The sequence below is a fragment of the Novipirellula sp. genome, assembly GCF_041583735.1.
Taxonomy (GTDB): domain Bacteria; phylum Planctomycetota; class Planctomycetia; order Pirellulales; family Pirellulaceae; genus Novipirellula.
The window spans coordinates 1-12,190 of record NZ_JBFHFD010000230.1 but is presented as its reverse complement, the minus strand read 5'-3'; the positions used below and the strand labels follow the sequence as shown (position 1 = coordinate 12,190).

The window sequence follows — 12,190 nt, the reverse complement described above, 5'->3', positions numbered from 1 at the left end:
TTGCGATAGATCGGTTCATCTTGTGCAGGGCCGAGCCACAAATCGTAAGCGACGTTCTTGTCAATTTCCAGCGGCGTGTCACGTTTGCCGATTGAGCCGCGGATGCCATAGCGGTTCACTCGAGCCGACGTGATTTCGCCCAGTGCTTTTTCTTCGTGCAAGAACTTTTTGATCTCGGCTTGCATCGGGTCCGACCGCTGCTGGGTACCGAGTTGGCAGATGCGATTGTACTTTCGCGCCGCGGCAACGGTTTGGCGACCTTCCCATTGGCTGTGCGACAAAGGTTTCTCGACATACACGTCCTTGCCCGCTTCCATTGCCCAGATCGCAGCCAAGCAGTGCCAGTGGTTGCAGGTGGCGATGACAACGGCGTCGATCGAATCGCTGGCGATCAGATCACGAAGATCGCTCCAGCCTTGGGCTTTGGGGAATCGCTCTTTGGCGAGCCCGAGACGTTTGGAATCGACATCGCAAAGTCCGGCGATGTTGACCCCAGGGACCTTGCTGAATTGGCTCATCAACCCACCGGCGCGGCCGCCGCAAGAGATGAAACCGACATTGATTTCGTCGTTTGCGTTGGCGGCACGCAGGGTACGGGGAGCGATGGCGGTGGTGACTCCGGCAGCCAGTCCGGCGATCAAGGTTTGGCGTCGATTGAGTTGCATAATAGATAATTCCAGGGTGTAAAGGAGCTTGTCAGAGCGTAAGTGATATGAGTTGGTGAATTGAATTTCCGCTACGGGGGGCGAGTTCATTGTAATGCGTCGGCATCGACGTGAGTACAACGCCCGTGAACCTTGGAAAGCTGTGACGAATATTCGGACTACGTTGGTCACTTGCGCAAAAGTAGGGCTCTTGGGGAACAGGATTCCTGTGACAGCTGCCTCGATCGTGACGATCATTGGGCTTAGTGCACCACAGATCCGCGAGGATGCGGAAACCGCCGCTGATAAACTGGCCCCGAAAATGCGGATTCGCGTGCACGCCACTGCAGCTGGCTCGACTGATTTTCGCGTATTCTCGGCAGCCGGCCTGAACCCGTTTCACGCGGACACAGGCCTGCAGCCTAGGTGACGCCCCCGCTTTTGATGAAAGATGCCATGGAACCCTCCTTGAGAATTTTCGACGAAGAAACGGGGAATCCAAAATCACTGCGAATCGGCAGCCGGTTGGACAAATACCGCATTGTTAGCCGCTTGGGCGAAGGGGGATTCGCCACCGTTTACGCCGCTCATGACACGATCGAAGACCGCCGGGTGGCGCTGAAGATCCCTGACACTCGCTATGTCGCCAACACCCAATCGGTGGACGACCTGAAACGCGAAGTGCGAATCATGGCGAAACTGCGGCACCCCGGGATCTTGGAACTGAAGGACGCTCGGTTCGTCGAAGGCCATTTTGTGATGGTCTTTCCGCTGGGAGAACAAACGTTGGCCGATCGGCTCAGTCGCCGCTTGGCTCGCGCCACTGCGATCGATTATTCACTGCAGATGATCGATGCGGTCGCCCATGCCCATCAACAACGTGTCCTGCACCGCGACATTAAGCCCGATAATTTCATTCTGTTTGCGAACCAAACGATTCGGTTAACTGATTTTGGATTGGCACGGATCCAAAGGAACGGCAAACATGTGTCGGCATCGGGCACGCTTGGCTATATGGCTCCCGAGCAAGCGATGGGGCATCCTGGGTTTCGTAGCGATGTTTTTTCGCTCGGTTTGGTACTCTACCGCATGCTGTCTGGCGAACTGCCGGACTATCCTTTCGAAGCCCCGTTGCCGGGATACCAGAAACTTCGTCGCGGCTTATCGAGCGATTTTGTCGCCCTGATTCGCAAAGCCATTGATCCCGTGCCAAACCGACGTTTTCGTGACGCGATCGCGATGCAAAACGCCGTCAGCCGGATTCGCTACCCGCTAAGCGACCGCAGCATCAGCCAACTCGGACGCACCGAGACGACATCACGGATCAGCCAACGCCGCGCCGGTTGATCACGACTCGCCGCCGTTACGGCTAATGTCATCGCCTTTAGTAGCGGCTCGGCGCGAGTTTAGTAGCGGCACGGCGCGCGCCGTCCGGTAGCAGTGAGTAAAACGTTCGACATTGACCGGGTGGCTCGCGCCGCGCCGCTATAAAACCACGCGGCTAGTGCCAAAGTAAATGGCGATGGGGTCCCACAGCGATGTCCGTTGCCCAATTCGACTGGGCTTTTTCTTGGTTCTGCGCTACAATCCAGAGACCTCTTCGGATCAACGTCTACTGGATTTCTCATGTCGCATCGCAATCGCACGCTCCTGCTCCGTTCGGCGAGCAGCGTTTTTCTTTTCGTGTTCGTTTTGACGACGTCGCGTCCTGCGGTCGCCCAGCGTGGCGAGTTGATCGAAAGTTTGTTTCGCACGATTGCCGAAGCTCAATTGGAACGCGAACAGCGGAATCGGTTGCCGACACAACCGCCTCCGCCAACACAACCGAACCAGCCGCATCCAGGAAATCCGAATCCGCCTGCGAATGTTGAAATCGCGCCCTCGCCGTTTCCCAATCGAGCGGATGCCAATCGCAGCACCGCTGTCACGCAAGTCCCCCGGATCAACGTCCGCAGTCGCGAAGCGGCCGATTTTGCTCAGGAATTGGTCGATTTCTACGTCACGGTTGACCGCTTGGTCATCGATCTGCGAGAGCATTCGGTTCGCAATCCCAGCCTTCGCCCGTTGTTGCCACAAGCGTATCGGATTGCAGCCGACGCTCGCACGCTGATTCAAAGCTGTGACAACCTCGCCTCGTTGCAGCCGATTGCGTTGCCGTATGCCGAATTGGATTCGCGTTGGCGACAATTGTCGTTTAGCCTGCGTTCGCTTGACCAACTTGACAGCGAATGTTCGGCTTCGATTCGGCGTGCCGACCAATTGATCGCGTCAATGGAACGCCGCCTGAATATTGGCCCTCAATTCGATCGCACGCAACTTCGTGACTTGATGATTGTCGCATCGACGTGCATGGAAACGTTGATTGACGATCTGCAGTTGGCTGCGATCTCTCGCCGCGATGCCGAAACCTTGACGCACGATTGCCGACTGTTGCAACAAAAACTGCTAAGCCAAGCTCGATCGGTCGCCGAAGGCAGCTACGAAGATGTGGTGTCACGATTCACCGAGTTCGTCGGTCAATGGAGTCCACTGGGTCGCCGCGTGGCCGCGATCAACGATCGACATCTCAATCGGCGATTGGATCGGATCCGCGATGTTGCGAATCAAACGTATGCACTGCTTTGGATTCCGCCGCCGACCAGTGCGGTGGATGTACGTGCGGCTTCGGTTCGATTGGAATCGAGCGTGGGCAATATTTTGGACCGTCTGACGCTGCGATCGATGGTCGCACTGAATCCGTCCGAGCAAATTCGGGTGATGGAATCGAGTCGCCGGCTGTACGACCAATGTCGGCAACTCGAAACAGCGACCGCGCGAAATGCGTCGATACGTGATCTGGCAACGACATTCAAAAAGATCGATGCGGATTGGAACTCACTGCGTGCTTCGTACATTCAAATGGGAACGGTGCCCAACAGCGCGATTGTCGAAATCGACAGCGTTTGTGAGCAATTGCGACAAGCGTTGAACGTCTCTGCGTCGAGCGGCACCCCAGTCGACTTGGCCAGCCTGGTTCAGGCCGCAGCATCGCTGGAGGGGCATGCCGAATATTTGGACGCCGATGTGCAGCGTTTCAGCCGCTATATCACCTCTCAAAGCCGCCGTAATTCGCTGGTCGATGGCTCCAAAGATTTCTATATTCACGCAAAACGGCTGCATGCTCAGTTAAATTCACGTGCGGATTTCGGTGACTTACAACGGGAAGCGAGTCATTTGATGGACGGCTGGGAACAACTGAGCAGCGAAATTAACAATTTGCAGCGAAACGGCGTCCCTACGCGATCGGCCGAAGCGATGCAGCGGGCACATCGCGAAATGGTCCCCTTCGTCGCCCAATTGGGCGCCGCGCTATTACAGCGGTAACGCCCGCTCCCGAACTCACTGGGTGATGGCTCTACTACGGTCTTTCCCCCCGCCTTTTGAGATTGGCCAACTACTAGGGAAAACGGCGGGCATCCGCTATGGTATCCGTTAGCCCTGCGTCCAATTCCAGCTAACCAAAACGAAGATGACGATTCAACGTAACCCTACACGCGGCGTCCAAATCGGCTCGATCACCGTTGGCAATAACCATCCGATCGCAGTCCAAAGCATGACCGCGACCAAGACACAAAATATCGATGCCACCGTCGCGCAAGCCGAAGCGCTTCGCGAGCAGGGCGCTGGTGTGGTTCGCATCGCGGTCGATAGTGACAAGGATGCCGAGGCGCTGGCGGAAATTCGCAAACAGACCACCGCGAACTTGGCAGTCGATTTACAAGAGAACTTTCGTTTGGCCGAGAAAGTTGCTCCCTACGTCGACAAGATTCGCTACAACCCCGGCCATTTGTACCACCATCAACGCGACAAACCTTGGCAAGACAAGGTGCGGTTTATTATCGACCAAGCGAAAGAGCACGATTGTGCAATCCGCATCGGCGTGAATTGCGGCAGCATGGATCCCGCCAAAAAAGAGATGTACGATCCTGCGGATTCGATCACCCCAATGATCGAATCGGCACGGGAACATTGCGAGTTGGTCGATTCGCTCGACTTCACCCGTTACGTCGTTTCGCTCAAAGACAGCGATCCACGTAAAGTGATCGAAGTCAACAAACGGTTTGCCGAATTGCGTCCCGACGTTCCGCTGCATCTCGGGGTGACCGAAGCGGGCATGCCGCCCGATGGAATCGTCAAAACACGGATCGCGTTCGAGCAGTTGATCGGCAAGGGAATCGGCGACACGGTTCGCGTTTCGCTGACGCTGCCCAACGATCGCAAACCCGAAGAAATCGATGCGGGCCGCTCGATCGTCCAAGACATCTATAGCGGCCGAGTACGCAGCGTCGTGGTGTTTGACGATTCGTCGCTGAACATCATCAGTTGTCCGAGTTGTTCGCGGGTCGAAAACGAAGCGTTTATCGAATTGGCCGCCAGCGTCAAAGAGATGACTGAATACGCCAAAAACCATGCGATCACGATCGCCGTGATGGGATGCCGCGTGAACGGCCCCGGCGAAACCGACGATGCGGATCTCGGGTTGTGGTGCGGACCGGCGAAAGTCAATTTGAAACGAGGCACCGAAGCGCTCGGCGCGTTTGGTTACGACGAGATCTTGCCCAAGCTAAAACAAGAGCTCGACGATCTGATCGCCCGCAAAGGCTAACCGAGGACCGTCAGACCAATACAGTCTCTTTGGGCACTAGCCTGTTGGTTTTTATAACGGTGCGGCGCAAGCCGACCGGTAACTTTCGAACGTTTTACTCGCTGCAACCGGGCGGCTTGCGCCGCACCGCTACCCAAAGTAGTTGGCGTAGTTGGCACCGGGTATAAGGCACTGGGTAATACTCGCGTACGTCTGGCCGCTCACGCGGAAGCGGCTCTTAAAATCAAGCTGCCGCCCGCGATTATCGACAGCAGGAGTGTGGACGAAACTCTTGGCGAGTTTCGCTACGGGATAGTTTCGCTACGGGAAGTTGACGGTTACGCGATCTCGGCTAATTTTGCGGCCGCGTCGTCGCACAACCGACGGGCTTCGGACTCGGATTCGGCTTCGGCGATCAATCGCACAATCGGCTCGGTGTTGCTGCCGCGAACCAACAACCATTTGTCGGGCCATGCCAATCGCAACCCATCTCCGGTGCTTGCGGATGCGTCTTGGTGAGTTGCGATCAAGGCATCGAACAGCTTTGGCAACTTGTCCGCAGAGACTTCGGCTTTGGATTTGTGGATATGAAGCTTCGGCAGTGCGTCCGCTAGTTCCGCCAAGCTTTGACCGGTCGCGGTCATCAGATCCAACACTTGAGCCATCCCAACAAAACTGTCACGAACGTATCCGACTCGAGGATCGATGGGACCGCCATTGCCTTCGCCGCCGTATTTGGCTTGTTTAGCGATCATCATGTCGGCAACATTGGCTTCGCCGACGCTGCTGCGAAACGCCTTGACCCCCGCATCGGCTGCCAATCGCTCGCTCATCCCGCTGGTCGCACCGTTGATCACGATCGCACCTCGCGTCGCTTCGTGTTGCATCGCACGTTTGACACACAGTGCCAATGTGTATTCTTCGCCAATATAGCGGCCATTGGCATCGACCAACGCTAAACGGTCAGCGTCAGGGTCCTGGCAAAATCCGACGCTACAACCGTGCTGGCGAACTTGCTCGGCAATCCCCGTCAAATTGTCGGCTGTCGGTTCGGGAACATGCGCAAAATCACCGTCGGGCGTGTCGCCGACGATCACCGCGTCACACCCGAGTGCGGCGAGCAATCGCTTGCCAAGCAAACCGCCTGCCCCATGATTGCTGTCCAGCAACACGCGATGTTTTGCCTTGACGATCGCGTCGACATCGACAGTCGCCAGCACCATGTCCAAGTGATCGGCATGCGGATCCGACTCGGGGGTTGCCGATCCAATCTTGTCAAACGAGCACCACGCCGCTTCGCCTGCCAGATAGGCGTCGCGAATCGCGCCGCCGGTAACGGCATCCAAGACACGTCCGTCGGGCCCAAACAGTTTGATGCCGTTGTAGGGCGGAGGATTGTGACTAGCGGAAATCTGTACAGCTCCTGCGGCGTTTCGCTGACGCACCAACACGCCGACGGTCGGTGTCGCCGCGACATCGGCATCGATGCAATCGCGGCCACAGGCGGTCAACGCGGCAATAATCGCTTGCTTCAGCATGATTCCGCTGCTGCGACCGTCGCGACCGACCACGATTGGACCTGCGGGCAATTTCGAGGCATACGCCCCCACAAAGCGAACTGCGACGTCCGGCGTCAGCGACTCGCCCACAATACCCCGAAGCCCACTGACACTAATGATTAAATCGCTCATGAAGGATAGTCTGATGAATGAGAAAGAAGAGTGAAGGGAAGCGAGTTAGTTTTTGTCGCCCCACGTTGCCAGTGACCCTGCAAAACAAATAGAATCACATTCTTGCAAGGAGTATCCGCGAGGGTGCGTCAGCCAAAGGTGCCGATTCGTGCCCCACACGCTATTCATGTAAAACGAAGCGTTGGTTTGACTGACACGCGTTTTAGTTTGATTAGCTTAACTGCGAAACCAGCATGTCGGGCACCCTGCCACTGTTTTTTTGATTACTGATTACTTTTCCGGAGCGATTCGTGCAAGAACTACTATCCGCTGTTGAAACCGCTGCGAGCGAGTCAAAGATCAGCAAGTCTGCGGCCGGCCACATTCGTTCATGGTTAACCGAAGATCGCTACGCCCCGTACCGCGAGGAAGTGGCCAAACACATCCGCGAACAACAGTGGCAGAAACTGGACGATGTGTTTTGGACGATCATTCCGTTTGGTACCGGAGGACGCCGCGGCCGGATGTATCCAATCGGCTCTAACGCGATCAACGACCGCACAATCGGGGAAAGCGCTCAAGGATTGGCCAACTACGTGGTCGATTACGCCAAACGCCAAGGACGCAGCGACGCATTGTCGTGTGCTATCGCGTATGACACTCGGCACCAATCACGCCACTTTACGGAACTGTGCGCCGGAATCATGGTCGCGGCAGGAATCAAAGTCTACTTGCTTGACGATTATCGAGCGACGCCGCAATTGTCGTTTGCGGTGCGTCACAAAAATTGTGATTGCGGAATCATGGTGACCGCCAGCCACAATCCGCCAAGCGATAACGCGGTGAAGGTTTACTGGTCCAGCGGAGCTCAAGTGTTGCCGCCCCACGACAAAGCGATCATCGAACAAGTGATGTCGTGCCAAGAGATCAAGGCGGTCCCGTTTGCCGAAGCTTTGGCCGATGGACGCGTCGAAGTGGTCACTGACGAAATTGACAACGCGTTTCTCGACGCCGCTGCTGCCCAAGCATTCGCCGGACCTCGTGACGCCAAAATCCTGTACTCGCCACTGCACGGTGTTGGTGCCGCCGCCGTGATGCCACTGCTAGAGCGTGACGGGTTCCAGAGCGTCGAAGTCTACGGGCCTCACGAAGAAAAAAGTGGCGATTTTCCTAACGTTCCAGGACACGTCTCGAACCCCGAGAACAAAGCGGTCTTTGACAAACCCATCGAATATGCCCAATCCAAAGAACTCGACCTGATCTTGGCGACCGATCCCGATTGCGACCGCCTCGGAGTCGCCGCCCCGAAGACCACCGATTCCACAGGCCAGTGGGGTACCTTTGATGGCAACCAAATCGGGTCACTGCTTGCCGACTATGTGCTCAGCAAACGCGAAGCCGCCGGAACGTTGTCTGCGGATCACTACGTCGTCAAAACGCTCGTCACCAGTGAACTGATCCGACGTATCGCCGAGGATTACGGCGTCCGCTGCGTTGGCGATCTGTTGGTTGGGTTCAAGTACATTGCCGAAGTCATCGATCGCGAGGGTCCCGACCAATTTGTGTTCGGCACCGAAGAATCGCATGGTTATTTGGTGGGACAATACGCACGCGACAAAGACGGTGCCGTCGCTTGCATGTTGATGAGCGAATTGGCAGCCGAGTTGAAAGCCCAAGGCAAATCGCTGCACACACGTCTGGCCGATCTGCATCAAAAACATGGCTACCACAAGGAAGCATTGATCAACTTGGTGATGGAGGGCAGCGAAGGCATGGCGGCGATGCAGCGGTTGATGAAAGCGTTCCGTGAAACGCCCCCGAAATCGTTGGCGGGAATCGCAGTCAAGCAGATCCGCGACTATGGAAGTCAAACCAAGCTAGATGTCGCCAGCGGCGAGAAATCGGCACTTTCCGGACCCGAGGGTGACCTGATCATTTTGGATTTGGACGAAGAAGGCAACTACGTCGCGGCGCGTCCAAGCGGTACCGAACCGAAGATCAAGTTGTATGTCTTCACGCGAGTTTCGCCAGAGGATTCGCAAGACCTCGATGCGGCTGGGCAAACGATCGTCAAACGACTCGAAGGCATCGAAAGCGACATGCGAGCGTTCGCGAAGGATAACTGCTAACGCCGCGGCGGCGGTCGGAAAGCGATGGGCGTGTTGCCACATCGATACGAGCCCGCGGATTTTAGCGGTGCGGCGAGCGTTCGCCCGATCAAATTTGAACATTTTATTCGCGCCAACCGGGCGGCTCGCGCCGCACCGCTACGGTTCGCTGGTATTCTGAGAGTGGGCTCCGCGTCGTTTCGTCCAGCGTCCGCGTTTTTTCGCCTGGCGAATGTTATTCAGGAGGGTTCACCGTGAAATATTTTGTAGGGATCGATGTCGGTGGCACCACATCGACGGTCGCGATTGGGAACGAGAACCGCGAGATCCTAAAAATCTCGGATCAATTTCCGACACGGTCTAGTGAAGGGCCTCTGGCGACGGTCGACGATCTGCATGATGCGGTGATCACCGAGCTTCAGCATCTCGAGGGCACGATCGCCGATGTCCAATCGTTGGTCATTGCCACTCCTGGTCCCGCCACGCTTGATGGCGTGTTGTTGACCACGCCCAATTTGGCGCATCCCGATTGGGTCAATTTTGGAATACGCGAAAACCTGCAAATGCGGTTATCGCAAACCGGAGCCAAAGCGCCCGTTCGCTACCTTGGCGACGGTCAAGCTGCGGCGCTGGGCGAATATGTAATACGCACTGAAAAAATGCAGTGGAAAGACGCACCCCCGATCGATCCGCACGATCATCAACCCGACAAGTTCGACTCGTTGTTTTTCTTGGCAGTCGGCACTGGGCTGGGCGGTGGCGAAGTCTCGCGAGGCAAAGTGGTCCGTGGTCGCGAAGGCCGGGCCGGACATGCGGGACATGTGTTCTTGCCGTACGACGCGTTTCGTTACGATCATGATCGCCAACTCAAAGTCGGAAATGCTTACAGCTCAGCCGAGTCCGCGATTTCATTGACCGCGTTAACGCATCAGCTTGGTTACCGATTGTCGCTGCCACAATGGAGCGATCATCCGCTGAATTCGCTTGATTGTTCGATCAAGGCTAAAGCCAAACAGCTTCGAGAACTTGCCGCGTCTGGCGATCCGTTGGCGATCGAATTGCTTGATGACCAAGCCGCGGCACTCGGCGTTGCCATGTTGATGATCAACTACATCGGCGACTACGATCTGCTCGTTATCGGCGGCGGCGTCTGCGATTTGTCCGACGAACTGCGTCGCCGGTATGTCAAACAAGCCGAACTGGCTTATTATCGCCACGCCCTTGATGGATTCCGCAACCTTTCTGGATTGGCGTTTTCGCAGTGCGGTGACCAAGCGTCGGTGATCGGGGCGCTCGCCGAAGCGTACGAACTGGTTTAAAGTCTGCTGGGTTAAAATGCGGTGGGTTCATACGAGCGATCCCCCCCTCGGTTGCTTGTTTTGCATCCTGACGCTGCTGGCCCGGTCGTTATGCCCCGAAAGCAGCCCCCTGTTTATTCGCTGGATCCCCCCCTTATTTGCTTCTTCATGACTATCGAACAAATTGAGAAATTGATTCCGCATCGCAAACCGATGCGACTTGTCGACGAAATCGTCTCGATGACCGAGACCGAGATTGTGTGCCGAAAAACGTTCAGCGACGACGAGTTTTTTGTACAAGGCCATTTCCCAGACCATCCGATCGTGCCTGGTGTGATCCAGTGTGAATGCTGTTTGCAGGCCGGTGCAATCCTGCTGGCGCAAATCGCCGAGATGGCCGAAGGAGCGATGCCGGTGGCAACTCGCTTAGACAATGTCAAGTTCAAGAATATGGTTCGGCCGGGCGATACGGTGGAAATCCACGCGAAATTGGATGATCACGTCAGCAATGCATTTTTCTTGACCGGCAAAATGCTACTTGGCGGGAAAGTCACCGCACGATTAAACTTCGCCTGCACCGTTGCCAACCCCGGCTAACCAATCCGCACTCCCACTCTTAGACGCCGCTGTGAATTCGACCAGTCCTAACGAACCCGTTGCCGATTTTTTGTCTCTCCGTGATAAGACGATTTTGATCATGGGCGTGGCCAACAAAAAGAGTGTGGCATTTGCCATCGCGAAAGTGCTGCGTGCTGCCGGAGCGAACGTGATCTACAGCGTACGAAGCGAATCGCGAAAAGAGAGTCTCAGCAAATTGCTAAGTGGTGAAACCGTGTTGGTTTGTGATGTCGAGGATCAAGCTCAAATTGATCAGCTCGCGGCGACGCTTGAGGCAGACGGGGTCACGATTGATGGCTTGGTCCACTCGATCGCGTTCGCCGATTATCCCGAAGGCATCCGGCCGTTCCACGAGACCACACGCCGCCAATTCCTGCAGGCGGTCGACATTTCCGCCTATTCGCTGATCAGCGTTTGCAACGCACTGCGTGACCGATTTGCAAAAAATGCGTCCGTGGTCACGATTGGAATCAGCACGACGCGGATGGCGAGTGAGAGTTACGGGTTTATGGCCCCGATCAAGGCCGCACTCGAATCATCGTTAGCGTTTTTAACCAAATCCTTTAGCCGATTCAGCGAAGTACGGTTCAACGCTGTCTCGGCAGGACTGTTGAAGACAAGTGCGTCCGCCGGCATCCCTGGCTACGTCGATTCCTATCTGTACGCTGAAAAAGTCATCCCGCGCGGCCGGGCGGTCACCACGGACGAAGTCGCCAATACCGCCGCGTTTCTGCTCAGCCCACGCAGCAGCGGTGTCGCGGCCCAATCGATCGTTGTCGATGCCGCCATGGAAATTAATTATTTTGATGCCGAAGTCGTCCGCGCTGTCACAGCTCAAGATATTGATTAGCATTGCCGCCGTGCCAAATGCTTTCTTCCCTTTCACCTCCCCCCCTCTGCTGTCGGTTTTATGAATCGCAAAATCTATATCAATGGCCAGTACTTCGACCGCGAAAACGCCAAAATCAGCGTTTTTGACCATGGATTGCTCTACGGGGATGGTGTCTTTGAAGGCATGCGAATCTACAGCGGCAACGTTTTTCGTCTGCAACAACACATCGAACGCCTGTGGGAATCGGCTCGCGCAATCGCTTTGACGATCCCCATGTCGATCGAGCAATTGACGGACGATGTTAACGCAACCGTCAAAGAAAACGGACTGAACGATGGCTATATCCGTCTGATTGTCACTCGCGGGGCCGGACCGCTCGGGCTCGATCCGTTTCGC

Annotated in this window: 10 protein-coding genes; 8 read left to right on the top strand and 2 right to left on the bottom strand. The window is 55.9% G+C overall.

Going from position 1 to position 12,190, the window contains the following annotated elements:
- Positions 1 to 665: Gfo/Idh/MocA family protein (locus ABX962_RS17590; protein ID WP_372721346.1), on the bottom strand; the 665-nt coding region annotated here is incomplete at its 3' end.
- A 435-nt stretch (positions 666 to 1,100) separates the two neighbouring features.
- Here ABX962_RS17590 and ABX962_RS17585 point away from each other — a divergent pair.
- The 3 genes from ABX962_RS17585 to ispG all read left to right on the top strand — a co-directional run bounded on the left by ABX962_RS17585 (position 1,101) and on the right by ispG (position 5,289).
- The gene (locus ABX962_RS17585; RefSeq protein WP_372721345.1) at positions 1,101 to 1,991 is read left to right on the top strand and encodes a serine/threonine-protein kinase; all 891 of its coding nucleotides are present in this window, start codon (positions 1,101 to 1,103) and stop codon (positions 1,989 to 1,991) included.
- Between the two features lie 279 nt (positions 1,992 to 2,270).
- Positions 2,271 to 4,007, top strand: coding sequence for a hypothetical protein (locus tag ABX962_RS17580; protein WP_372721344.1), 1,737 nt, complete (start codon positions 2,271 to 2,273; stop codon positions 4,005 to 4,007).
- 145 nt (positions 4,008 to 4,152) lie between these two features.
- The gene (gene ispG / locus ABX962_RS17575) at positions 4,153 to 5,289 is read left to right on the top strand and encodes a (E)-4-hydroxy-3-methylbut-2-enyl-diphosphate synthase (protein WP_372721343.1); all 1,137 of its coding nucleotides are present in this window, start codon (positions 4,153 to 4,155) and stop codon (positions 5,287 to 5,289) included.
- Positions 5,290 to 5,606: 317 nt separating this feature from the next.
- Here ispG and glmM read toward each other — a convergent pair whose 3' ends face one another.
- A complete protein-coding gene (gene glmM / locus ABX962_RS17570; RefSeq protein ID WP_372721342.1) occupies positions 5,607 to 6,959 on the bottom strand; it encodes a phosphoglucosamine mutase in 1,353 nt (450 codons plus the stop codon).
- A 290-nt stretch (positions 6,960 to 7,249) separates the two neighbouring features.
- On the opposite strand from glmM, the gene ABX962_RS17565 reads away from it, so the two are divergent.
- The 5 genes from ABX962_RS17565 to ABX962_RS17545 all read left to right on the top strand — a co-directional run.
- A complete protein-coding gene (locus ABX962_RS17565) occupies positions 7,250 to 9,067 on the top strand; it encodes a phospho-sugar mutase (protein WP_372721341.1) in 1,818 nt (605 codons plus the stop codon).
- 233 nt (positions 9,068 to 9,300) lie between these two features.
- Positions 9,301 to 10,365, top strand: coding sequence for an ROK family protein (locus ABX962_RS17560; RefSeq protein WP_372721340.1), 1,065 nt, complete (start codon positions 9,301 to 9,303; stop codon positions 10,363 to 10,365).
- Between the two features lie 147 nt (positions 10,366 to 10,512).
- A complete protein-coding gene (locus tag ABX962_RS17555) occupies positions 10,513 to 10,941 on the top strand; it encodes a 3-hydroxyacyl-ACP dehydratase FabZ family protein (protein ID WP_372721339.1) in 429 nt (142 codons plus the stop codon).
- A 70-nt stretch (positions 10,942 to 11,011) separates the two neighbouring features.
- Complete coding sequence (locus ABX962_RS17550; RefSeq protein ID WP_372721338.1) at positions 11,012 to 11,812, top strand: enoyl-ACP reductase; 801 nt, start codon at positions 11,012 to 11,014, stop codon at positions 11,810 to 11,812.
- 60 nt (positions 11,813 to 11,872) lie between these two features.
- On the top strand, positions 11,873 to 12,190 hold a 318-nt coding region (locus ABX962_RS17545; RefSeq protein WP_372721337.1), incomplete at its 3' end, for an aminotransferase class IV.